The organism is Pseudomonas sp. Irchel 3H7 (assembly GCF_900187605.1).
Lineage (GTDB): Bacteria > Pseudomonadota > Gammaproteobacteria > Pseudomonadales > Pseudomonadaceae > Aquipseudomonas.
Genome location: NZ_FYEA01000007.1, coordinates 160,347 through 184,659, shown reverse-complemented (window position 1 = coordinate 184,659; position 24,313 = coordinate 160,347). Strand labels below are relative to the sequence as shown.

The following is a 24,313-nucleotide window of genomic DNA, read 5'->3' as shown; positions in this document are numbered from 1 at the left end:
ATCCATCCAACAGGAGCAAGCGCATGAGCAACTATGACGTAGTGATTCTGGGCGGCGGCCCCGGGGGTTATAACGCAGCGATCCGCGCCGGCCAGTTGGGCCTCAAGGCCGCTTGCGTGGAAGGTCGTGCGACGCTGGGCGGCACTTGCCTGAACGTCGGTTGCATGCCGTCCAAAGCCTTGTTGCATGCCTCGGAGCTGTACGAAGCGGCGATAGGTGCGGAATTCGCCAACCTCGGCATCGAGGTCAAACCGACGTTGAATCTCGCGCAGATGATGAAACAGAAAGACGAGAGCGTGGCGGGCCTGACCAAAGGCATCGAGTTTCTCTTTCGCAGAAACAAAGTCGAGTGGATCAAGGGCTGGGGCCACATCGACGGCCCGGGCAAAGTCACGGTGACCGACGCTCAAGGCAATAAAGTCGAGCTGACCGCCAAGGACATCATCATCGCCACCGGCTCCGAGCCCACTCCCCTGCCCGGCGTCGAGATCGATAACAAACGCATCCTCGACTCAACCGGCGCGCTGTCTCTGAGTGAAGTGCCCAAGCATTTGGTAGTGATTGGTGCCGGGGTGATCGGCCTGGAACTGGGTTCAGTCTGGCGACGCTTGGGCGCGCAGGTCACCGTGGTCGAATACCTCGATCGCATCTGCCCCGGCGTCGATGGCGAGGCCGGCAAAACCCTGCAACGCTCACTGAGCAAACAGGGCATCGCGTTCAAGCTGAGTTCGAAAGTCACCAGCGCCACCTCTTCCGCCAACGGCGTGCAACTCAGCGTCGACCCGGCCGCTGGCGGTACGGCCGAGTTGCTCGAAGCTGATTACGTGCTGGTCGCTATCGGTCGTCGTCCGTATACCCAAGGCCTCGGTCTGGAAAACGTCGGCCTGAGCACTGACAAGCGCGGCATGCTCGCCAACAAACAGCACCGTACCGAAGCCGCCGGGGTCTGGGTGATCGGCGACGTGACCTCCGGGCCAATGCTCGCGCATAAGGCTGAAGATGAAGCGATGGCGTGCGTCGAGCAGATCCATGGCAAGGCTGGCGAGGTCAATTACGACCTGATCCCCAACGTGATCTACACCCGACCGGAACTGGCCAGCGTCGGCAAGACTGAAGAACAACTCAAGGCCGAGGGCCGTGCCTATAAGGTCGGCAAGTTTCCCTTCACCGCCAACAGCCGGGCGAAGATCAACCATGAGACCGAGGGTTTCGCCAAAGTCCTCGCGGATGAACGCACCGATGAAGTCCTCGGCGTGCACCTGGTCGGCCCGAGCGTGAGTGAAATGATTGGCGAGTTTTGTGTGGCGATGGAGTTCAGTGCCTCGGCGGAAGACATTGCGTTGACGTGCCATCCGCATCCAACGCGGTCAGAGGCGTTGCGTCAGGCGGCGATGAATGTCGAGGGGATGGCGACGCAGATGTAGGGTTCTGAAATCCAGGTGGCTGAAACACCGCTTTCGCGAGCAGGCTCGCTCCCACAATTACCGTGTACCTTTCTGAAGGACTGCGGTCGAATGTGGGAGCGATCTGCTCGCGAATGGGGGCCCACCCGGTCTTAAGCCGGAAGATGCCCCAGCGGCAACGCCCCCGGCGTCTTCACCGTGTGAATGGCAAAGTTGCTGCGAATGTCGCTCACCCCCGGCAGCTTCAACAGGCAACCACTGAGAAAGCGGTCATACGCGCGTAAATCCGGCACCACCACTTGCAGCAAAAAGTCCGATTCCCCCGACACCAGAAACGCGGAAATCACTTCCGGCAACGCTGTCACCGCGCGGTAGAACGCCTCGGCCTGCTCATCGTTGTGGCGCTCGACCTTGACCCCGACAAACACCGTCAGCCCCAGCCCGACTTCATCGCGATCAAGATTGGCCTGATAACCGCGAATCACCCCGGCCTCCTCGAGCATCCGCACCCGGCGCAGACACGGTGAGGCCGACAGGCCTATTTCATCCGCCAGCTCGACATTGCTCAGGCGTCCGTTGCGTTGCAGCGCCGCGAGAATCTTGCGATCGAAGGCGTCGAGTTTCATGTTTGGCAGATCCCGATAGTCATGCAATGGAAAACCAGCAGATTATGCCAATCAAGAAGGTTTTTGAAGCTGACTTCGCAAGCACCTGCCCCACCCTTCAGCTCTAGACTTGGCGCACCGAATCGACAACGAAAGGGCGGCAACATGGCGAGTCTCTGGCTGTTTTTCCTGGCATTGGCGGTGATCTATCTGTTACCCGGCCCGGACATGATCCTGCTTCTGCAAACCGGTGCGCGACAGGGACGCGGCGCGGCACTGGCCACCGCTATCGGCCTGGGCGTTGCTCGCGGTTGCCACGTGGCGCTGGCGGCGTTGGGGCTGGCCGCGCTGTTCAAGGCTGCACCGTGGACATTCGAGGTCGTGCGTTTGGCGGGGGCGGCGTATCTGTTGTGGATCGGCATTCAATGCCTGCGCAGCACTCTGCTGCCGAGCCTGAATGCGGGTGAGGCTGGTGACGTACACGGGCAATGGCGCGAAGCCGTTCGACGCGGTTTGCTGACCAACCTGCTCAACCCAAAAGCGCTGCTGTTCTGCTCGGTGCTGCTGCCGCAGTTCATCGTCAATGACGGCGCACCGGTATTGAGCCAGTTCGCCGTGCTCGGCATGTTGCTGGTCGGCGTCGGTCTGCTGTTCGACAGCGCCTACGCCCTCACCGGCGCCGCATTGGGTCGTTGGCTGCAACACAGTCCAACCGCCCAACGCGTACAACAATGGCTGTTCGGCAGCCTGCTGATCGGTTTCGCCATACGCCTGACCTTCGTCCAGCAGGCTTAGCTTTTGCGGACCTTGCGCTGGCGACGGGTGATCAGCAGCAATGCCGCAGCGCTGACCAGCACAACCACGCCGATCTGCACCGGCCACTTGTACGGCCGCAGCGATGAACGCACGGCATCCGTGACCTGAGTGACGTAACGCTTGTCAGCGTTTTCGAAATCCGGGTACGGGCACTGATTGCCGAAGTCGACCGCCCACGGGACGAACGGACCTTCCTTGATGTAACGCTGATACAGCGCGCTCTGATCTTCCAGGCTGCTGTTCCAGCCGGCCGCGTTGCACAGCACGGCGGCGAATGCCTGACTGGTGTGCGGCAGGTTGTCAGCGGCGCGCCCGGCCAGTTCGGTGGCGACGAAACGGTAGTGATAGCGCTGATCCGGTTTCGCTTCGCTGGCGGCCTGACGTTGCACCTCGGCCTCGCTCACCAGCGGGCCGACTTTCAGCTCCGTGCTTTCCAGACTGTAGTTGCCACCGAACGTGGCGTAGTCCGGCGCCATCTCATAACCGAGAATATCCATGCCCCATTCACGCGCTGTCCACGCGGCGTTATACAGCGCACTGGCGCGCTTGGTCGGCCACCACGACGCATCGGCCTTCAGCCGTTGTTCGCCGTAGAGGCGAGCCTTGTTTTGCAGGTCGGGATTGTCGAAATAAGCGACCGCGTCGGCGTAATGCCCTTCGCGCAGCAAACGCCGGCCGAGCAGGTTGCGCAGGCTGGCGGCGACCGGCAGCGGCACGTAGTTATCACGCTGCTGTTGAGTCAGCGCGGGCGGAGCCGGGACGTTATCGTCGACGTACTTTTTCAGCTCATCGACGGTCAGTACGCGCTCGGCCACGGTCGCGGCATCGAACCAATAGACACTGTTGCTGCGATACAACTGCACGAAAGCCTGCAGGTACTCGCCACGTTGCAACGCGAGAATCGCGCTTTCGCCCTCGACCCGGCATTTCGGCTGAACCGCTTCAAACGCCCAGTCCGGCGTACGGCGATAACCCCAGTCTTCGCTCTGCGGGAAGGCTTGCGCGGCTTTCGAATAGGCTGCGGCTGCGGCGTTTTTGTCACCGTCACGCACCGCCAGTTTGGCCCGCAGCCACCACGCCAGGCCGCCGTCGCCGGCGTTCTCGAGAAAGGCCTTGGCACCGGCGTAATCACCCTGTTGATAACTCATCGCCGCCAGACGATCCGCGTTTTCGAGGCTGCCGCGGGTGCTGTTTTGCAGCAGTTTCACCAGTTTTTTCTCGTTCGGCGGCTCATCGCCAAACGACCAGCCTTGACGGCTCACCAGCGATGCCGTGACCAGTTGCTGTACGGCTTTGTGCTGCAGCAAATCGGCGAGTTCGGCCTCGGGCAACTCCGCCAGTTCATTCATCAATTGCTTGAGCGAGGTGTAACCCACGGCCGAGCCGTGCAGGTTCTGTGCTTCATACAATTCGATGGCGCCGTTCCAGTCGCCCGCCGAGCGTAACACTCGCGCCTCTTCACCGAGGCTGGCAACACCCAACTCCAGCGGATCGCTGAAACCGTCGATGCTCAGTTGCCGGGCTTGGCGGAACGTATCACGCGATTGCTCCAGCGCCTCGACCGCATCCCCGCCTTCGCGGCTCATCGCAAACCAGGTACGGCCCAGCGAATACGCCGCCCACGTGCTGCGCAACGGACGCTGATCTGCCGGCAGCGCCAGCAGCTTGTTGAAATTCTCGACGGCGAGTTGATGATCGCCTGTGGCAAATGCCACCGCACCAGCCACGTACAAGCGGATTTCCGCCGGCAGGCTGGCGCCCTGCGCCTCGACCTGCCGCGCATCGCTCAGACCGCGCAGTTGTTTGATCAACGCTTGCTGCTCAACGCTCAGTCCGGCCTGTTCAGCCTTTTCCCGAGCCTCGGCCGCCGCGTTTTCCTCGCCGTACATATCGTTGGGATTGTGCGTCGCCGCAGTGACATTCTTCAGCCCGGCGATGGTTTTGCCGAGGCGGCTGAGTTCGAAGTTGAAGTTGCCCTCAGGCAGATCCGCGAGGGTCTGCCCACGATTGTCGAGCAGGCGCATGGGGAAATCCGGCCCGCAGGCGAACGCCGAACCCAGCGGCAGGCAGAGGCTCAGGCAGAGCAGATGGCGGGGCCAGTTACGGGTCAACATGCGAACCTCCTTGATCAATATTGGCGCAACGCGCCCAACCGATGACGCGCTGCCCACCCGCCGGCAAGCGGCCGTCGCGCAGGCGGGTGAAGGTAAGCAGATCCGGGCTTTGTTGCAACGAGTAACCGGCGAGCGCATCGGCGCCTTCACAGTTTTTCGCCTTGAGAATGATCCGCGCAGGCCAGGCACTGTCGAGGTTGCCGGGATTGTCGAGTTTGATGTCGTAGAGGCCGTCGAACTCGCTCAGCGTCACGCCGAGCTGACTGTTCAGTTGATCACCCCGTGCGACCGCCGCAAGGGTGGTCAGACTCCAGGCGCGGCGGTCAGTGGCCAGCGGCAGGCGGAACCAGATCAGACCGGCCAGATGCGCCGGTGGGTCTTCGCGCAAGGCCTTGCCAAGTTGGCGCAATTGCTGCGGATCTGCGAGCAATTCCTGGCGCTCACCGCCCCGCTCAAGTTGTACTTCGCTTTCCACCACCGGCGCCCCGCCATCATCCGGCAACAGCGCCACACCGTAAGCCGGCAGCGCGAGAAAAAAAGGTTTGTCGGTAATCCGCGCCCAGGCCTTGGCCCACTTCAACGCCTGATCAGGATCGAACAGACCCCGACGCGGATCGCTGACGGCGTGGACTTGCAGCACGCTGCTGTCGACGGTTTGCAGGAGTGTCGGCAATTGCGCACTGTCGAGCCAGGCCGGAAGTGCCGTGATGCTCAAAGGCAGAGACGTCGGCAATGCCGAGCGCAAATGTTCGAGGAATTCAGCGTAGGCCGGCAAACGTGCGTTACCGGCATCGTGATCAATCTCGACGCCGCTCAATACAAGACCTTGCGCCTGCCAATCGGCAAGCACCTGCAGAATCTGCGTGGTGAGCTGATCTTGATCCAGCGCCTTCAACTGCCCATCGAGACGAATCACTGCGATCAAAGGACGGCCGTCGGCTATCAATAACGGCGCATCGATCCGCGCCCGGCTCCATCCGGCATTTGGAAAGGCTTGCAGCGCCAGCACGCGCAGCGTCGAGAAATCCTGGCGACTGTCACGCAGCGCTACCGCGTGGGCCGGCGTCCACTGGCGTTGCCAGATGTAGAGTTGTTGGTCGAGAGGGCGCGCGTCGTGTTGCTCGCAACCCGCGATAACGATGCCCAAAAACAGACCCACAATAAACCGCATACCTTCCAGCCCCCTGACACCACAAGGCTGCAAGGTTACACAAAACCCCTGTAGGAGCTGTCGAGTAAAACGAGGCTGCGATCTTTTGATCTTGTTTTTCAGGATCAAAATCAAAAGATCGCAGCGTGCCGCAGCTCCTACACGGGTGCGGCGGGTTTGCGGGCAATGATGACTTGGCTTTTCGCAACCACCGCGTCCAGCGCCTGTTTGATCTGCGCACCACGCGGCGAGTCCAGCACGGCTTGCCAGGTCTCGGCCCAGTGATTGAGCAGCGGATGATCCGGGTTGCTGAAATCGACCTTGGCTTCCCAGAACAACAGCATCCACATCGACCAGTAAAAGCCGTACTGACTATGGCTGACGATCTCCAGCCCGGCCTCGCTGACCAGTGCCTTGAACTGCTCTTCGCTGATGATGCGAATGTGATTGGGCTTCTGGAAGTACTGGGGCGCGGCGATGTCTTTTTGCAGGTCTTCAGAACTCGGGTGCGGCACGCTCAACAGGTACAAGGCGCCCGGTTTGCCGACACGCACCAGTTCGGCGAGGAACTGTGCCGGATCGTCGACATGCTCGATGACTTCGGTGGAGACCACGCGCGTTGCAGTGCCGTCGGCGATCGGCAACGGATTGCAATCGGTGACGTGACATTCCATGTCCCGTGCCGGCGTATCGCTCAGGCGCTGACGAGTCGCTTCGACCTTGGCCCCGTCGATGTCGGCGATGATGATCTTCGCCCCGCGCATGCCACAAAAATGCACGTTGCCGCCATCACCGCAGCCGACATCAAGCAGCGTGTCCTCGGCAGACACCACGAAACCTTTGAACAGCTCGTTGGTTTCCTGGTTGAACCAGCCACTGAGCTTGGCATCGTACAAGCCGAGCATGTACGGATCGACCTTGCTGGCGACCGGCTCCACTGCCTGCGCGGGGACCGGTGCTGGCGTCGCCGCCGTGAGTTTCTTCAGTAGGCTCAGCATGAGGTGGCTCCAGAGGACGGGACGGTGGATCGGGACGTACCGAGGCGGCGCACGAGCGCGGCACCACGGTTGCGCATGGGCATTTCGACCCAGCGGTAATTGAGTTCGCTGAGCAACACGATCAGGCCGAAAGCGATCAGCAGCGTCAGCACCGGGTGGCCGGCAGGGCTGGGCAGACCGGCGCTCTGCAAGCGAAAGATCAGTTCACGCACCAATTGATAAGCGGGTATGTGAATCAGGTAGATGCCATAGGACCGGCTACCGATCCACCCCAGCAGCCGCTGCATCGCGCCAGCGGGCATCAGGTAATTGCGGTTGTACGATGCGATCCACACCAGTATTGCGCTCAGTACGGCAATTGAACCGATACGGTACCAGGCGAACGTGAAGCGATCGGTGGCCATGAAACTCAACAGCGCGCCGATCAGCATCAATGCCGAAATTCCGCCCCATGGCCGAGCGAGAAAATTCGGCCGCCAACGTTGATAACTCGGCTGCGCACTCCACATTGCCAGCAATACACCGAGGGCCAGCGCATCAGTACGCACCACCATCAACAACGGCGTGCGCAGGGTGAAAATCTGCACCGCGACCAGCGCCAGCAATGCCCAGACCAGATGTTTGCGACAGAGCATAATCAGCAGCGGGAACAGCAGGTAGAACTGCTCCTCCAGCGACAGGCTCCAGTAGACGAAACTGCTGCCGTACTCGTAGCGAAAGAAGCTGTCGGCAAACCGGAAGTTGGCGTACTGCAACACCCCGGCCAACGTTGCTTGCAGGTTGGCCGACAACGTACCGAACGCCCCCGAACGATTGAGAAACACGCACGCCAGCAACATCAGCGCCAGCCATAACCAGGCCGACGGCAGTAACCGGAAAACCCGGCGAAGCCAGAAATTGCGCGTCTGCTGCCAATACTCCTGGCGGGTTGTACAGCCTTGCAGCGCCGGGATCAGGCTTCGGGCAATAACAAAACCGGAGATGGCGAAAAACAGATCAACGCCCCACCACGGCTGCGCCCAGGCATGGATCTTTTCCAGCGACGGCACGACATCGGTAAACAGACTGCCCTGCAAGTGATGGAACAACACGCCCAATACGGCAATTGCGCGCAGCACTTCAATGTCCATGATCCGCTTGCTGCTCATGGTGCCTCCCCCACACCCGATGGCTTGCGGGCGATGATCACCTGGCTCTTGGGCATGAAGCGGTCAAGCGTCTGCTTGATCGCCAGCCCGCCCGGCTGAGCGAGCAGGTCCTGCCAGGTCTTGGCCCAGTTCTCCATCAACGGCATGAAGGGCTCCTGAATCCGGTCACGCACCGCACCGCCCGGATCACGCCCTGCAGCCCGTTCGCCGGCCCAGAAAAAAATCATGCCCATCACCCAGAAGAATCCGCTGGCCTGGCGATGTTCGATCACCAGGCCAGCCTCTTCTACCAGCGCAGCGAAGCGCTCCGGGGTGAAAATCTGCACATGATTGGGAGACTGATAGTAACTGTCCGGGGCGATGCCTTTTTGCAAGTGTTCGCCCACCGGTGCCGGCACGCTGAACAGATACTGTGCACCTGGGCGCCCCATGCGCACCAGTTCGGCCATGAACGGTTGGGGCTGATCGATGTGCTCCAGCACCTCCATGCACACCACTTTACTGGCGCAGCCGTCAGCCAGTGGCAACGGCAGGCTATTGCTGACCAGCCCAAGATGGGCTTTGTCGCTTTGTGCTTCGAGCTGCCGTGCGAGCTCACGCACCTTGGCGTGTTCGCTGTCGGTAAAAATCACCGAAGCACCCTGACGCACGGCAAACAGTGTCGCCACGCCTTCGCCACAACCGACATCCAGCAACGTATCGTCAGCGCTGATCGCAAAGCCCTTGAGCAACTCGCCGCTGTCATTCAAGAACCAACCGTCGAGCACGGCGTCATGTAAACCGACGTCGCGAGGCGACACCTTGGCCAACGGTGCCGACAGCGGTTGCGCGGCACGCGCCGGACGCCATCGTGCGAGCAGACGACGGATCATGCGACCGTAACTGGCGCAGGCAACGTTCCGCGGGCTTGCAGTGGCTGCGCAAAAAAATCGCGCAATCTCTGCTCGGTGCTGGCCTGGCTACAGAATCGCTGCAGGCTGCGAATCGCCTCGGCGGACATCCCGGCGTAACGCTGCTCATCGGTTTTTGCCACGTCATAACTGGCGCGATACGCCAGACACAGCGAATCCCAGTCGGTGATGTAACGCATCGTGCGATAGGCCGCACGCGGGTCATGCGGCCAGGCGGTGAGCTCTTCGGTGAAGTCGACGATAAATGCATTATCGCTGCTCACATAATCGGCCATCGCGGTGTTCAACGGCGCAATCGCCGGTTTGCCGCAGGACATGAACTCCATCAACGGCAGGCACTGTCCTTCACCGTAAGAACTGTTGACCACGTAGCTGGTGGCCTGCACCAGTGCTTCGTAATCGGCATCCGCCAGATAGCCATGGATCAGCACGATCCGGCACTGATACGACTGATTCTTGTACAAGTGATGCAGCATGTCGGTCAGCGCATCGGCGATGTCATGGTGGGTCAGTTTGAGCACCAGGGTCACATCGCTGATGTCGCGAAACGTCGTGCAGAACGCGCTGACCATATCCTGCCAATTCTTGCGGCCGTCGTAAGGGTTGAACACCGAGGTGTAGACCACGCCTTCGAGCTGCAATTGGCAATCCTCTGGCGGTCCTGCGAAGGACATCGGCGTGCCTTCGCGCAATCGCGGTGGGCCATACGGCCGCAAGTCCGTGCGACGACTGTCGATCAGCAATCCACGCAGGTTCAGCGTCACAAGGTCAACCACCGGACGCTTGGCCAATTGCTCGCCGCGAGCGGCAAAGCGATCCCACACCGGAGCCGGGATCGCGCAGATCGGATAGTCCGCCCCCATCACGTCGCGCACCGCGTTCACCGTGAATGTCGAATGCGTAATCGCCCGGCCACACGCCTGCAACACCACACGCCAATCGTGACGTGATTCGCCCTGCCAGCTTTCAGTCGGGATGGTGCTGAATTCCCAGGCGAACACCGGGATGGTCGGGCATGCGTAATGGATGGGCGTGCGATGCGGCGGCGAGAACGACAGGAAGACGCAATCCTCGCCCCGGCTCAAGCAGTCGAAATACAAACGATCCACTAACTCGTCAGGGTTGCTGACTTCAATCACCTGACCGATTCGTTCGAGAACGGGGCGAAACTCCTTGAGCACGAAGTAATAGCTGTACTCCGGCCGGCCGAGGTTCTGCTGGATATTGCTCTTGTTGGTTTCCGAATGAATGATGATCAGCATGAGGCCGCTCCGGTCTCGACCGCCAACGAAGTCATTTCGCTATTGGCCCTCAGACCGAAAAACGCCTCCGCGCGCTGCTGCACGGGCGTAAAACCGCAGTATTCACGCATCCGCTCAGCAGCGGCAGCGGCCATCGCCAGGTAAGCCTCTGGATGGTTCTTGGCCATGGCGTAGCTGTCCTCGTAGGCGGTTTTCAACGATCCCCAGTCGGGACGATGGCGCAGCGTGCGATAGAGAATGCGCGCGTCCTCCGGCCAGATGGTCGGTTCGCGGCTGGACTTGACGATGAAAGCAACGCGTTCGTCGATGTAGTCACCCATCGCGGTGTGGTTCGGCGCAATCACCGGACGGGCACACGACATGAACTCCATCAACGGCAGGCACAACCCTTCGCAGCGCGACGCATTGACGTAGAAACTCGCAGCGCCATACAGCCGGGCAAATTCCTCCTCTTCCAGATAGCCATGCATGACCACCACGCGACAGGCGAATGGCGACAGCTGCGAGAGCAACGTAATGAGATGAACGTAATAGCTCGACAGATCGTTTTGGGTGATTTTCAGCACCAGCGTCGCGTCGTCGACATCACGCATAGCCCAGCAGAACGCAGTGATCAGGTGATGCCAGTTCTTGCGCCCGTCCTCGGGGTTGAACACGCTGACGTAAACCACGCCGCTGACGTCGATCTGTACGTGCTGACTGGTGTCGGGGAGCGAGGCTTGCGGGTGCTCAGCCAACACCGGCATTTCACTCACGGCTGGAGCCGGCGTTATTGCCTCGACAATGGGATCAGGCAACTCGCGGTGTTCCTCGCGGACCGAGCCCGGCAGCAAATCACTGACGGCTTCGCGATACCACTGCAACAGGTTGTGCTTGAGCAGAAACAGCGGTCGATGTTCGGAGGCCACCGTGACAGCTCTGTAGCCCGCGATCAGGTAATGCTTGGTGATGAAAGCACGCCGGCGCAGGGTCAGTGCCGGAGGAGGTTCCGCGATCGGCTCCGGCACGGGCTCGATCACTTGCGGTGTTTGCAGTTCCGGCTCGCGGAGTATCGGTGCGATCAAGCCATCGGCCGACAGCCCCAGAGCACGGCTGTCGATGATGCAGCCCTTAATCTGCAGCGTGGTGCCGGGGTTTACCGGGACACTTGGACAATCTCGCCGCACCTGAGCGAAACGCTCCCACAGTGGCGTGGGCAATACCAGCACGGGGAAATCTTCACCCAGACTGCGACGGATGGCCTGCGCGGTGTGGGTGGACAACGTAATCACCCGGCCATGGCGGGCCAGTGTCTGGCGCCAGTCCTGGCGCACATCGTCGCCAGCGTATTCGGTGGGGATCGAGTCATATTCCCAGGCAATCACGCAGACCATCGGGCACTGCAGGCCGATCGGGGTTTTATGTGGCGGTGCAAACGAAAGAAACAGGCATTCCTGATCGGCCTGGCGCAATTGCAGATACAGCGGATCGACGTCGTCAGTCGACGTGACCACATGCACGCGACCAAGGCTTTCCAGCACCGGGCGATAAGCCTTGAGCACGAAGTAGTAGCTGTATTCGGGACGCCCGAGACTCTGGCTGATGGAGCGGTCGTTGACGTCCGAGTAAAGAATGAAATTCATGGCATCCCACGATGAAGCAGCCGTCCCGGCAACCTCATGCTATGACGACCCGGCGTTGGATCAAGCCGCAATAACGCAGCTAGTCCATCATCTTCAGGCACGTCTTCGTTCTTGTTTTAGTGGTCAGTTTCACCCTGGTTGCGCCACGCCCACGGTGGACCTGGGGGAATGGCGACGAGGGCCATTCTAAACACATCCATCAAGGATCCGGGAACCGCCCGACGAGAATAAATCGGACTAAGCTGACGAGAACTGACCGGTCACGGTTTGGCCTGTTGAAATTGCTGCGCAATTGGCACAGATTGATAACAAACAACTACAACAACTGACTTCGCCCGTCTCTCACCCGGTTTTTCCTCCGGTCTGACAGACCTCTCCTTAAAGCCTGTGAGAAAGTGGCGCAAGTTCAAGACCAAGGGGTCGCTGTTTGAAAAAGCGTCTGTTCGTCACGGGTCTCAGTGGATTCGTGGGACAACATATTCAATCGCGTCTGGCATTGCCTGATTCGCCGTGGGAGCTGCTGCCTGCCGCCTCGCCCTACGACCTCACGAATGCTGACAGCCTCCGTGATCTGTGGCCGCAGATGCCCGACGCGGTAATTCATCTGGCCGGGCAGACCTTCGTCCCGGAAGCGTTCCGTGATCCGGCGCGTACCTTCGACATCAATCTTTTCGGCACCCTCAATCTGCTGCAGGCGCTCAAGGCGCGGGGCTTTGCCGGCACCTTCCTCTACGTCAGCTCCGGCGATGTCTACGGTCAAGTCGGCGAGAGCGATCTGCCGATCAGCGAGCAACAGTCGCCCTGCCCGCGCAATCCTTACGCGGTGAGCAAACTCTCGGCGGAGTTTCTCAGCCTGCAATGGGGCCTGAGTGAAGGCTGGCCGGTGTTGGTAGCGCGTCCGTTCAACCACATCGGCAGCGGCCAGAAAGAAAGCTTTGTCATCGCCAGTGCCGCCCGCCAGATAAGTCGCATCAAACAGGGCCTTCAAGCGCCGCAACTGGAGGTTGGCGACATCGATGTGACGCGAGATTTCCTCGATGTCGGCGATGTGATATCGGCCTACTTCGCGCTGCTGGAAAAAGGCACGTCAGGACAGGTCTACAACATCTGCTCGGGCCGCGAGCAAAGCATTCGCAGCCTGATCGAGCAGCTCGGCGATCTCGCCGAAGTCGACATGCAACTGGTTCAAGACCCTGCGCGCATGCGGCGTGCCGATCAGCGTCGCGTTTGTGGCAGCCATAACCGGCTGACCCAGACCACAGGATGGACGCCTGAAATCACAACACAACAATCCCTGCGGGCGATCCTGTCCGACTGGGAGACGCGAGTACGACAAGAATGACAAAAAGTGCATTGATCACAGGCATCACTGGCCAGGACGGCGCATATCTGGCCAAGTTGTTGCTCGGCAAGGGCTACAAGGTTTACGGCCTCGTGGCACGGCGCAGCAGCGATTCGCGCTGGCGTCTGCGCGAGATGGGGGTCGAAGCCGACATCGTCTATCTGGACGGGGACATGGCCGATGCCTGTTCGGTACAGCGTGCAGTCATTCAATCGGCGCCGGACGAGGTCTATAACCTCGCCGCGCAGAGCTTTGTCGCCGCGTCGTGGAATCAACCGGTGACGACTGGCATCGTCGATGGTCTGGGCGTTACCCACCTGCTCGAAGCGATCCGCCAGTTCAGCCCGCATACCCGGTTTTATCAGGCATCGACCAGCGAAATGTTCGGTCTGATCCAGGCTGAACAGCAGGATGAAAACACGCCGTTCTACCCCCGCAGCCCGTACGGCGTGGCCAAACTGTATGGCCACTGGATCACCGTCAACTACCGCGAAAGTTTCAACCTGCACGCCAGCAGCGGCATCCTCTTCAATCACGAATCACCGCTGCGCGGCATCGAATTCGTGACGCGCAAAGTCACCGATGCCGCGGCGCGCATCAAACAGGGCAAACAGCACGAACTGGCCCTGGGCAACATCGACGCCAAGCGCGATTGGGGCTTTGCCGGTGACTACGTCGAAGCCATGTGGCTGATGCTGCAACAGGACAAACCCGACGATTTTGTTGTCGCCACTGGCGTCACCACCACGGTGCGTGAAATGTGCCGCATCGCCTTCGATCACGTCGGCCTCAACTACCGCGACTACGTGAAGATCGACCCGGCGTTTTTCCGCCCGGCCGAAGTTGAAGTGCTGCTCGGCAATCCAGCCAAGGCTCAGCGTGTGCTGGGCTGGAAGCCGAAAACCGACCTGGATACCTTGATCCGCATGATGATGGATGCGGACATGAAACGCGTCGCCAAGGAGTAGGCCATGCTGATTCCCGTGATTCTGTCCGGCGGTGCCGGCACTCGTTTGTGGCCGGTGTCCCGCGAGGGCCATCCCAAGCCGTTCATGACCCTGCCCGACGGCCAGTCGCTGCTGGGCAAGACCTACCAGCGTGCCGCCGCGTTGCTGGACGGTTGGGGCGACATTGTCACGGTGACTAACCGCGAGTACTACTTCCAGAGCAAGGATCACTATTGCGCCGCCCATGTCTCGCGTCATCGCGGGCATTTCCTGCTGGAGCCGACCGGCCGCAACACTGCCCCGGCCATCGCTGCTGCCGCGTTGTCGCTGCAAGCGCTGCACGGTGACGACGCGATCATGGTGGTGATGCCGGCCGACCATTTGATCGTCAATCAGGACGCGCTGAAAAGTGCCGTCGAACACGCGGTCAATCTGGCGAAGGACGGTTATCTGGTGACCTTCGGTGTGACGCCGACCGCCCCGGAAACCGGCTTCGGCTACATCGAGACTGGCGCGCCACTCGACGCCAGAGGCGCTGCGAAAGTGCAGCGTTTCGTCGAGAAACCCGACCTGCAAACCGCCACGCATTATCTGGAAAGCGGCAACTTCCTGTGGAACTCAGGGATGTTCTGCTTCACCACCGCAAGTGTGCTGGCCGAGTTGCAACTGCATGCGCCGCAGTTGCTGGAACAGACCCGTGCCTGCATGGCGGCTAGCGCCCCGCTGGAAACTGTCGGCTGCCTGCAACAGGAACTGTCGCCAGCGCTGTTCGCCGAGATCACCGACATCTCCATCGACTACGCGTTGATGGAGCGCTCGGAAAAAGTCGTCGTGGTACCCGCCGGGTTCGACTGGAGCGATATCGGTTCCTGGGGCGCCGTCGCGGCTCTGGTACCGGCCGATGCCGATAACAATCGTGCCAGCGGCGAAGCGATTTTCATCGACAGCCACAATAACTTCGTTCAAAGCGAAGGTCGGCTGGTGGCTGCCGTCGGCGTGGACAACCTGATCGTCATCGACACCGCCGACGCCGTACTGGTCGCTCACGCTGATCGTGCGCAGGACGTGCGACGAGTGGCCAAGCAGCTCAAGGACAAATCCCACGAAGCCTACCGCCTGCACCGCACGGTGAGTCGGCCATGGGGCACCTACACCGTGCTCGAGGAGGGCCCGCGCTTCAAGATCAAGCGCATTGTGGTCAAGCCCGGCGGCAAGCTGTCTCTGCAAATGCACCATCACCGTAACGAACACTGGGTGGTGGTCGAAGGCATGGCCAAGGTCACCAACAATGGTACCGGTACCCACTTGGTGGCGAAAAACGAATCGACGTTCATCGCTGCCGGCCACCGCCATCGCCTGGAAAACCCCGGGGTGATCGATCTGGTGATCATCGAAGTACAAAGCGGCGAATACCTGGGAGAGGACGACATCGTCCGCTTCGAAGACCAATACGGCAGGACGGTTTGAATGCTGCTTTCCCTTTACCGCTCAATGCGCAGTTATCGCGGATTCATCCTCGGTAGCGTCAAGCGGGAGTTTCAATCACGTTATCGCAACTCGTTGTTCGGCGCGCTGTGGACTGTACTCAACCCGTTGTCGATGATTGTTGTGTACACGGTGATCTTTTCCCAGATCATGCGCGCCCGTCTGCCGGGCGTGGACGATGGCTTGGCCTACAGCGTCTATCTCTGCGCCGGCCTACTGACGTGGGGTCTGTTCGCGGAAATCACCACGCGCAGCCAGAGCATGTTTCTGGAAAACGCCAACCTGCTGAAGAAAATCAGCTTCCCGCGCATTTGCCTGCCGGTGATTACCCTGCTCAACGCCGGTATCAATTTTGCGATCATTCTCGGGCTGTTCTTCGGCTTTCTGCTGATCAGCGGCCGCCTGCCCGGCATGGCCCTGCTGGCGCTGATACCGCTGTTGATCGTGCAAGTGATCTTTGCCGCGGGGCTGGGGATGCTGCTCGGGATTCTCAATGTGTTCTTTCGCGATGTCGGGCAGATGTTCGGCATCTGCCTGCAGTTCTGGTTCTGGCTGACGCCCATCGTTTACCCGCTTTCGATCCTGCCGTCAGGCATCCAGCACGTCATCAGCCTGAACCCGATGACGGCGCTGATGACCAGCTACCAGAACGTGTTCCTTTACAACCAATGGCCGCAGTGGTCGTCACTGACACCGCTGCTGATCATCGGTCTGCTGCTCTGCACCATGGCGTTGCGCCTGTTCCGTCAACGAGTCGGTGAAATGGTGGACGAACTCTGATGGGACACATACGCGTTACTGGCCTGGCCAAAGCCTATAAACAATATCCGAATCGCTGGAGTCGCTTGCTGGAATGGCTGGTGCCGTTCTCGCCGAACCGCCATCACCTGCACTGGGTCTTGCAAGACGTCGATTTCGAGATCAAACCCGGTGAAGCGGTTGGCATCGTCGGCGTCAACGGCGCGGGCAAAAGTACCCTGCTGAAAATGATCACCGGCACCACCCAACCGACCTGTGGACAGATCCATCTGCAAGGCCGCGTGGCCGCGTTGCTGGAATTGGGCATGGGTTTTCACCCGGACTTTACCGGTCGGCAGAACGCTGTCATGGCCGGTCAGTTGCTGGGCATGCAGGTCGAAGAGATCGAAGCGTTGATGCCGCAAATCGAAAGCTTTGCCGAAATCGGCGACGCCATCGATCATCCGGTGCGTACCTATTCCAGCGGCATGCAGATGCGCCTGGCGTTCAGTGTCGCGACCGCGCGGCGTCCGGACATCCTGATCGTCGACGAAGCGCTGTCGGTCGGTGATGCGTATTTCCAGCATAAAAGTTTCGAGCGCATCCGCAGCTTCCGCAAAGCCGGTACGACCCTGCTGATCGTGTCCCATGACCGCTCGGCCATTCAATCGATCTGCGACACCGCGATTCTCCTGGAGAACGGACGTCTGGCCATGCGTGGCAAACCCGAAGAAGTCATGGACTACTACAACGCCATGCTGGCCCAGCGCGAAGGCCAGACGGTGCGCCAGGAGATGCTCGCCAATGGCCAGGTACAGACCATTTCCGGCACCGGTGAAGCAGCGATTCTCAGCGTGCGCCTTCTCGATGAGCAAGGACGCAGCCTTGAAGTCGCGGAGGTCGGTCAGCCTGTGGTGCTGGAAGTGCAGACCGAAATTCGTGAAGACATCGAGCGGCTGATTCTCGGCTTCATGATCAAGGATCGTCTGGGCCAGGCCATTTATGGCATCAACACCCATCGCCTCGACAAAGCCATTACCGAGCTGAGTGCCGGCGAACGCGTGACCTTTCGCTTCGCTTTCGACATGCGTCTGGGCAAGGGTAACTACTCCGTGGCGTTGAGCCTGTCACGTCTGGATTCGCACCTGGATCGCAACTTCGAGTGGCGCGATTATGGTTTGATCTTCCACGTGATCAACAATCGCCAGGAAGACTTTGTCGGCTGCTCCTGGTTACAAGCCCGGACCGAAATCACCCGTTCCAGTGAAAACCTTTTAAAAACGCCTGATACGGAGATCTTGCGATGACACGATTGCTGGTGGAGTGCACTTACGTTTTCGAACATCCCTCCGCCAACTCGGGCATTCAACGTGTTGTACGCAACGTCATTCAGCAATTGCCGACGGCCGATGACACCCTCGAATGCATCCCGGTGGTGATGATCGATGGCGGTTTGTATGAAGTTAAAAGTCTGGCGCCGCTGAAGTCCCCGAAGCTCGACCTGATGGGTCTGCGGGTGAAACTGGAACAGTGGGCCAACGCCTTCTGGCTACGTCACCGAGCGGTGGAGCGACGCTGGCCGTTCAACCAGTCGCATTTCACCCGTCGGGTGCTGTACGTCGGCTGCCGACTCACGGCATTCGCCTGTTTCAGCTTGCCCATGCGCCTGCTAGAGCGCGTCCTCAAGGGCCAACAGATTCCCGAGCGCTGCATCCCGCTGGTCCACCGGGGGGGCGATCAATTGGTGCTGCTCGACTCGTCCTGGCACGCCAACTTTTTCCCCCTCGCCGAGCAACTCAAGCGTGAGGGCGTGGGCATCATTTCGGTGATTTATGACCTGATCCCCCTGACCCACCCGCAGTTTTGCGATGCCGGACTGGTCAAAGTGTTCAACGACTGGTTCGACTGGATCGCGCGCACCGCTGATGGTTATGTCGCGATCTCGACCACGATCCGCGATCAGGTGCGCGAGGAAATGCTGCGCCGGATCGGCACGCAACAGGTCGGGCAGCGCTGGTTTGATTATTTCCACCTCGGCTCCGAACTGGACTTGAGTGAGGCCGATGCCAAGGTCGACCGTGGCCTGCTGGACATGTTCCAGACCAAGGACCCGGTGTTTCTCATGGTCAGCACCATCGAGCCGCGCAAAAACCACGCGTACCTGCTCGAGGCGTTTGAACTCGCCTGGGCAACAGGATCGAAAGCGCGGTTATGCATCGTCGGCAAGATCGGCTGGAAGTGCGATGCACTGATCGAACGAATCCGCCAGCATCCCGAGCTGAACCGGCGCTTGTTCATGTACAACTCGCTCTCGGACAAAAGTCTTGAGCACGCCTACTCTCACGCCACGGCGCTGGTGTTTCCGTCCCATGTCGAAGGTTTCGGCTTGCCACTGGTGGAAGCCATGCAACGCCAGTTACCGGCAATGGCCAGCGACATCCCGGTGTTTCGCGAGATCGGCGGCGACTACATGGCGTATTTCGACCTGGCGAATCCACAGAGTCTGACTGATCTGGTGACCGGCATGGAGCGCTCCGGCGAGTTTCCGGCAACGCTGAGCCTCGAACATTGGCGCTGGTTGAGCTGGCGTGAAGCGAGCGCCCAATTGGTCGAACGTATTGAACGCAACTTGAATGCAGCGATGCCTGCCCCCGAGAGTCAGCATGCGCATTGCTCTTAACGCGCGCATTCTCCAGGCACCGCGCACCGGCATCGGCCATTACGTTGCCGAACTGGTCAACGCCTTGCGCAGTGAGCCCGACATTGACGTGACGCTGTTCCACGGCTGGGGCTGGAGCTCGGCATTGCCGGAAGCGGCCATGCCCGGTTACTCGCGCCTGACACCGCTGCTGCGGCAGATTCCCGGGGCTTATCAGGCGCGCCGCTGGCTGGAGCAGAAACGCTTCGATCAGGGCCGCGCGCAAGGCATCGACCTCTATCACGAACCAAGCCTGTGGCCACTGGCCTTCGACGGCCCGACCGTGATCACCCTGCATGACCTGACGCACCTGCATTTCCCTGAGACCCAGCCTGCGGCGCGACTCAAGGAAATCGAACGTCGATTGGCCGTGGGTGTGCAGCAAGCCCAAGTAATTCTCACCGACTCGCAAGCCATTGCCGACGAAGCTCAAGCGTATTTCGGCCTGCCTGCCGAGCGTTTTGTGGTGGCCCCACTGGGGGTCGCCAAGCGCTTTCATCCGCGCGAAGCGTGCGCCATTGACGCGGTGCTCAAAGCTCATGCGGTGGCGGCGCGGGAATATTTTCTTTGCGTGGGCACGCTGGAGCCGCGCAAGAACCTTGGCCTGGCCCTGCGCGCCCATGCCCTGCTGCCGGAGGCGGTGCGCCAGCGCTTTCCACTGTTGATCGTCGGCATGGCCGGCTGGGAGCGCGAACAGTTCAGCGAACCCCTGCGTCAGGCGCTGGCCAGCGGGCATGTGTGCCTGCTCGGTTATTTGCCCGATGAACAGGTCGCGCAATTGCTGGCCGGCGCGCGGGCGCTGATTTTTCCGTCGCTGTATGAAGGTTTTGGTCTGCCGGTACTGGAGGCCATGGCCAGCGGCACGCCGGTGCTGCTCACGCGTTCTTCGGCGATGCCGGAAGTCGCGGGTGCGGCGGGCAACTATATTGAAGCTGACGATGCAGAAGGCCTGCGCGATGCGCTGAGCCGACTGATCGACGATCAAGCGCATTGGCAGGCATGCCAAGAAGCCGGATTGCAGCAGTCACGGCTTTTTTCCTGGGAGCGTTGTGCACAGGCCACGGCCGGTGCCTACCGTCAGGCCATGGGAGGTTGAATGCGAGTTCTTCATTTTTTCAAGACGTACCTGCCTGACTCGGTCGGCGGCATTGAGCAAGTGATCTTCCAGCTCTGCGAGAGCGGCGCTCAGCACGGTATCGACGGCCAGGTGCTGACACTCAGCGCCGACCCGAATCCCCCCATGGTGCAACTCGGTCAGCACGAAGTGCACCGCGCCAAACTCGACATCCAGTTCGCCTCCACCGGTTTTTCCTGGAGCGTGTTCAAACAGTTTCGCGAACTGGCGGCCGAGGCGGATGTGATCAACTACCACTTCCCGTGGCCGTTCATGGACCTGGTGCATTTCGCTAGCGCGACGAATAAACCGAGTGTGGTGACCTACCACTCGGACATCATTCGCCAGAAACACCTTCTCAAACTCTATCGCCCGCTGATGAACCGCTTCCTCGCCAGCGCCGACCGTATCGTTGCCGCTTCGCCGAACTACCTGCACACCAGCGACGTGTTGCAGCAATTCCAGGACAAGACCCGAGTGATTCCCTACGGTTTGAACAAGGCCGGTTATCCACAGCCTGATGCCGAACGGATAAATCGCTGGCGCCAGCAGCTTGGGGATAAGTTTTTCCTGTTTGTCGGCGTGATGCGTTACTACAAAGGCCTGCACATTTTGCTGGAGGCCCTGAAAGACGTGGACTATCCCGTGGTCATTGTCGGCGCCGGGCCATTGGAGTTGGAGCTGCACGCACAGGCGCAGGCGCTGGGCCTGCGTAACATTCATTTCCTCGGGCGCCTGGGTGACGAAGACAAAGTCGCACTGCTGCAACTGAGCTACGCGATTGTTTTCCCGTCGCACCTGCGCTCGGAAGCGTTCGGCATTTCTCTGCTGGAAGGTGCGATGTACGGCAAACCGATGATTTCCAGCGAGATTGGCACCGGCACCAGCTACATCAATATTCACAACGAAACCGGGCTGGTGGTCCCGCCCAGTCATCCACAGGCATTTCGCGAGGCGATGCGCACGCTCTGGGAAGACCCGGTCCGCGCCGCTGCCATGGGGGTGAAAGCCGAAGCACGTTACCGGCAGTTATTCACAGCCGATGACATGGGCCGCAAGTGGACGGAGCTGTATCAGGAATTGCTGGAAGAGAAATCCCTGTCCTACGCCTGAGCGTGGGTTGAACACCGATCCCCCTTCGGCAGCTCCTACACGGGTTCGGGTTACAGGTCCAAGACCAGTGGCTGATTGCTTTGCGCCGGAACCGCGCAGCAAATCAGCACATGCCCCGCTTCCGGAATATCCGCCGGCACCTGTGGATAATTCACCGCACCACTGACCAGCCGGGTCTTGCAGGTACCGCACGAACCACCGCGGCAACTGAACTCGGGGCGCAATCCGCGACTTTCCGCCAGCTCCAGCAAACTGCCGCCATCGGGTTGCCAGCGTGCTTCCTTGGCCGAGCGCTCGAACACCACTGGCACCGAAGTGGTTGCCGCAGGCGGTTGCTCGATCACGATCGCGTCCGGATCGGCCTGACGTTTCAGGGTCGACGGGCCAAAGGTTTCCGCATGAATCTGCGCATCGCGCACATCCAGTTCGCGCAAAGTGTCGTAAAGCCCTTGGGTAAAACCACCGGGGCCGCAGAGCACAAAGTCGAGCTGATCAAAATCCTCGGCATCCAGCAGGTTCCTCAGCACCGCGCCGTCGATCCGCCCACGCACATCGAAATCCGCGCCCTCTTGCAGATCGGCTTCCGGCTGGCTGAGCAGACGCAGGACTCGCACAGAGTCGCCCGCCGTTTCGAGCAGACGATCCAGCTCCTTGCGAAACGGCTGATCCGCCAGACTGCGCGAACTCTGCAACAACAATGTCGGACGAATTCCCCGCGTCCGCAGGCCTTGGTAGACCACCTCGCGCAGCATCGACAGCAACGGCGTGATGCCCACACCGGCAGCCAGCAGCACCAATGGTCGCTGTTCCAGCGGTGCCACGGTGAAATGCCCTTGCGGCGCCCGCGCTTCAAGTACGTCGCCAACGCGAATTTGCTCATGCAGATGCGATGAAATCAGGCCTTCGCGTTTGACGCTAATGCGGTAGAAACCATCCGACGGCGCACTCGAAAGGCTGTAAGTACGAATATGCACCTCGCCATCAATCGTGAAACGCAGCGGCAAATGCTGACCCGCGAGAAACACCGGCAAACCAGCGCCATCGGTTGGCTCCAGATAGATTGAACGGATGCTGCGACTTTCCGCCTCGATCATCACCACGCGCAACGGCCGCCATTGATTGCCCAGGGCCTGCGCCTGCAAACGCGCATCCGCCTCTGCCCAATTGCCGGTCAACAGACTGGTTGGCGACATGCCGTCGAAGCGCCAGCGCAACGCAAGGGCTGCGGGGCGTCGCACCAGCTTCTCCACTTCAAATGTCCACAACCGCTCCGCACCTTGAAACGCCTCGATCTGCGGGTCATCGAGAAGAATCTCGGTACGCCCGCTGAGTTGCAGCAGATCGCCTGTGGAAAAGTCGATAAACAGCAAGCCAGCCTTAGGGTTCAGCAACAAATTGCCGAGGGTGTTGAAGTGCAGATTGCCGGCGAAATCGGGGATGGTCAGACGATTGCCTTCCACCCGTACGAAACCGGCCTGGCCACCCCGGTGGGAAACATCCACCGCACGCTGGCCGTCGACATCCACATAACTGGCGACAAAAAACGTATCGGCACCGGCGATCAGCGCAATGGCCGCATCATCGAGACCGTTCAGATGCTCAGCCGGACGCGTCTGCGGATCCGTCAGCGGCACCCGCTGAAACTGGCGCAGTTGGATGTATTGCGGGCAGTTGCCGAAGGCCTGATCCGCGCTCACGTCAAAACCATCAGCGCTCAGATTGCCGACATGACCGTTCAGGCGATTGCGCCGGCGGGTGTGCAACTCGATGCCGAGCAAACCGATCGGTTCGCCATTGCGCAGTTGCGCCGGATCATCGGCAGCGACCTGGCTGGCGAAATGCAGATGCTCGGGATCCGGCGAATGGGCAAACCCCGGCGCGCCTTCGAGCACACTGGCCCAGGGCCGCCCGTCTGCATCAACTGCGCCGTACAGCATGAAAGGCAATTGCTGATAGAACTCACGGTGCTGATCCGGCATCCAGGTGCGAATCACCTTACGTCCGAAGGCTTCCATGCGTTCGGCAACGCCGACATGGGCCTGCAATTGCTGTTCGCCAGCGTGCCACGGTGAACGTTCCATCACGACCTCTCCCCTGCACCGTCGGCACAGTGTGGATTGCGAAAATCAGGCGGTGGTTTGCAGACCCGCAACAGTGCGCGGCATGCCGACGAAGCCGGGCAATGCTTCAACCCGGGCCAGCCAGGCGCGGACGTTGCCGTAGTCGTCCAGCGACACGTTGCCTTCCGGCGCGTGGGCGATGTAACTGTAGGCCGAAACGTCGGCAATGCTTGGTTCGTCGCCGGCCAGATACAGCGTTTTGCCCAACTCGATGTCCATCACCTTGAGCAGGTTGTGCGCCCGGGTAATCGCTTCTTCTGCATTCAGCTGGGCACCAAACACCGTGACCAATCGCGCAGCGGCGGGGCCGAAAGCGATCGGCCCGGCGGCAGCCGACAACCAGCGCTGTACCCGCGCGGCGCCGACCGGATCGGTTGGCAGCCAACGACCATGGCCGTATTTCTGCGCCAGATACACCAGAATCGCGTTGGAATCGGCGAGCACCACACCGTCGTCATCAATGGCCGGCACCTGGCCAAAACTGTTGATCGCCAGATACGCCGGCTGCTTATGCTCACCTTTGGCCAGATCGACGAAGATCAGCTCGGTCGGCAATTGCAGCAGGGACAACATCAGCTCGACACGGTGGGCGTGGCCGGAACGTGGAAAGTTGTAGAGTTTGATCGCTTGCATGGTCGACTCCGCTGAACAGGGGCGCCGCTGCGGGGATGAGCGCGCCGATGGAGGTCATCTTGCGCTGATCGCGAAAACAACAGAATCACCAGAA

The 24,313-nt window shown here is 60.4% G+C and carries 20 protein-coding genes; 10 read left to right on the top strand and 10 right to left on the bottom strand.

Annotation, left to right across the window (positions count from 1 at the left end; genetic code table 11):
- Positions 1 to 23: 23 nt before the first annotated feature.
- Positions 24 to 1,424: a dihydrolipoyl dehydrogenase gene (gene lpdA, locus CKW38_RS15190; protein WP_095113158.1), complete on the top strand. Its 1,401-nt coding sequence runs from the start codon at positions 24 to 26 to the stop codon at positions 1,422 to 1,424.
- A 131-nt stretch (positions 1,425 to 1,555) separates the two neighbouring features.
- On the opposite strand, the gene CKW38_RS15185 is transcribed toward lpdA, so the two are convergent.
- Positions 1,556 to 2,029 (bottom strand): Lrp/AsnC family transcriptional regulator, encoded by a 474-nt coding sequence (locus CKW38_RS15185; RefSeq protein ID WP_007912013.1) that lies wholly within the window; start codon positions 2,027 to 2,029, stop codon positions 1,556 to 1,558.
- Positions 2,030 to 2,173: 144 nt separating this feature from the next.
- Here CKW38_RS15185 and CKW38_RS15180 point away from each other — a divergent pair, with 144 nt between their 5' ends.
- Positions 2,174 to 2,803, top strand: a complete 630-nt coding sequence (locus CKW38_RS15180) for a LysE family translocator (protein ID WP_095113157.1) — start codon at positions 2,174 to 2,176, stop codon at positions 2,801 to 2,803.
- Here the strand turns inward: CKW38_RS15180 and CKW38_RS15175 are convergent.
- From CKW38_RS15175 to CKW38_RS15145, 7 genes are all read right to left on the bottom strand, one after another.
- Positions 2,800 to 4,938, bottom strand: coding sequence for a hypothetical protein (locus CKW38_RS15175; RefSeq protein WP_095113156.1), 2,139 nt, complete (start codon positions 4,936 to 4,938; stop codon positions 2,800 to 2,802). The genes CKW38_RS15180 and CKW38_RS15175 overlap by 4 nt on opposite strands.
- Positions 4,925 to 6,109 carry a DUF3142 domain-containing protein gene (locus CKW38_RS15170; protein WP_007912008.1) on the bottom strand — a complete coding sequence of 395 codons (1,185 nt, stop codon included), beginning with the start codon at positions 6,107 to 6,109 and terminating at the stop codon, positions 4,925 to 4,927. Before CKW38_RS15170 ends, CKW38_RS15175 begins: the two co-directional genes overlap by 14 nt.
- A 137-nt stretch (positions 6,110 to 6,246) precedes the next feature.
- The gene (locus CKW38_RS15165; protein WP_095113155.1) at positions 6,247 to 7,086 is read right to left on the bottom strand and encodes a class I SAM-dependent methyltransferase; all 840 of its coding nucleotides are present in this window, start codon (positions 7,084 to 7,086) and stop codon (positions 6,247 to 6,249) included.
- Positions 7,080 to 8,234 carry an acyltransferase gene (locus CKW38_RS15160; RefSeq protein ID WP_095113154.1) on the bottom strand — a complete coding sequence of 385 codons (1,155 nt, stop codon included), beginning with the start codon at positions 8,232 to 8,234 and terminating at the stop codon, positions 7,080 to 7,082. Before CKW38_RS15160 ends, CKW38_RS15165 begins: the two co-directional genes overlap by 7 nt.
- A complete protein-coding gene (locus CKW38_RS15155) occupies positions 8,231 to 9,106 on the bottom strand; it encodes a class I SAM-dependent methyltransferase (RefSeq protein ID WP_095113153.1) in 876 nt (291 codons plus the stop codon). The genes CKW38_RS15160 and CKW38_RS15155 overlap by 4 nt, the downstream gene beginning before the upstream one ends.
- Positions 9,103 to 10,407 (bottom strand): glycosyltransferase, encoded by a 1,305-nt coding sequence (locus tag CKW38_RS15150; protein WP_007912004.1) that lies wholly within the window; start codon positions 10,405 to 10,407, stop codon positions 9,103 to 9,105. The genes CKW38_RS15155 and CKW38_RS15150 overlap by 4 nt, the downstream gene beginning before the upstream one ends.
- Positions 10,401 to 12,029 carry a glycosyltransferase gene (locus CKW38_RS15145; RefSeq protein ID WP_095113152.1) on the bottom strand — a complete coding sequence of 543 codons (1,629 nt, stop codon included), beginning with the start codon at positions 12,027 to 12,029 and terminating at the stop codon, positions 10,401 to 10,403. Before CKW38_RS15145 ends, CKW38_RS15150 begins: the two co-directional genes overlap by 7 nt.
- Before the next feature lie 427 nt (positions 12,030 to 12,456).
- Between CKW38_RS15145 and CKW38_RS15140 the strand changes: the two genes are divergently transcribed.
- Genes CKW38_RS15140 through CKW38_RS15105 form a run of 8 tightly spaced genes read left to right on the top strand, consistent with a single transcriptional unit; the run spans position 12,457 to position 21,466 of the window.
- Positions 12,457 to 13,371, top strand: a complete 915-nt coding sequence (locus CKW38_RS15140; RefSeq protein ID WP_007911984.1) for a GDP-mannose 4,6-dehydratase — start codon at positions 12,457 to 12,459, stop codon at positions 13,369 to 13,371.
- Positions 13,368 to 14,339: a GDP-mannose 4,6-dehydratase gene (gmd, locus tag CKW38_RS15135; protein ID WP_095113151.1), complete on the top strand. Its 972-nt coding sequence runs from the start codon at positions 13,368 to 13,370 to the stop codon at positions 14,337 to 14,339. The genes CKW38_RS15140 and gmd overlap by 4 nt, the downstream gene beginning before the upstream one ends.
- Before the next feature lie 3 nt (positions 14,340 to 14,342).
- Complete coding sequence (locus CKW38_RS15130; protein WP_007911980.1) at positions 14,343 to 15,785, top strand: mannose-1-phosphate guanylyltransferase/mannose-6-phosphate isomerase; 1,443 nt, start codon at positions 14,343 to 14,345, stop codon at positions 15,783 to 15,785.
- Complete coding sequence (locus CKW38_RS15125) at positions 15,786 to 16,583, top strand: ABC transporter permease (RefSeq protein ID WP_007911978.1); 798 nt, start codon at positions 15,786 to 15,788, stop codon at positions 16,581 to 16,583. It abuts the gene before it with no gap.
- Positions 16,583 to 17,848, top strand: coding sequence for an ABC transporter ATP-binding protein (locus tag CKW38_RS15120; RefSeq protein WP_007911975.1), 1,266 nt, complete (start codon positions 16,583 to 16,585; stop codon positions 17,846 to 17,848). Before CKW38_RS15125 ends, CKW38_RS15120 begins: the two co-directional genes overlap by 1 nt.
- Positions 17,845 to 19,221 carry a glycosyltransferase family 1 protein gene (locus CKW38_RS15115; protein WP_095113150.1) on the top strand — a complete coding sequence of 459 codons (1,377 nt, stop codon included), beginning with the start codon at positions 17,845 to 17,847 and terminating at the stop codon, positions 19,219 to 19,221. The genes CKW38_RS15120 and CKW38_RS15115 overlap by 4 nt, the downstream gene beginning before the upstream one ends.
- A complete protein-coding gene (locus CKW38_RS15110; protein WP_007911970.1) occupies positions 19,205 to 20,335 on the top strand; it encodes a glycosyltransferase family 1 protein in 1,131 nt (376 codons plus the stop codon). Before CKW38_RS15115 ends, CKW38_RS15110 begins: the two co-directional genes overlap by 17 nt.
- Positions 20,336 to 21,466 carry a glycosyltransferase family 4 protein gene (locus CKW38_RS15105; RefSeq protein WP_095113149.1) on the top strand — a complete coding sequence of 377 codons (1,131 nt, stop codon included), beginning with the start codon at positions 20,336 to 20,338 and terminating at the stop codon, positions 21,464 to 21,466.
- A 50-nt stretch (positions 21,467 to 21,516) separates the two neighbouring features.
- Here CKW38_RS15105 and CKW38_RS15100 read toward each other — a convergent pair whose 3' ends face one another.
- Both CKW38_RS15100 and CKW38_RS15095 read right to left on the bottom strand, forming a co-directional pair.
- Positions 21,517 to 23,547, bottom strand: coding sequence for a pyridoxamine 5'-phosphate oxidase family protein (locus tag CKW38_RS15100; RefSeq protein ID WP_095113148.1), 2,031 nt, complete (start codon positions 23,545 to 23,547; stop codon positions 21,517 to 21,519).
- 45 nt (positions 23,548 to 23,592) lie between these two features.
- Positions 23,593 to 24,219, bottom strand: a complete 627-nt coding sequence (locus tag CKW38_RS15095; RefSeq protein WP_095113147.1) for a glutathione S-transferase family protein — start codon at positions 24,217 to 24,219, stop codon at positions 23,593 to 23,595.
- Positions 24,220 to 24,313: the final 94 nt, after the last annotated feature.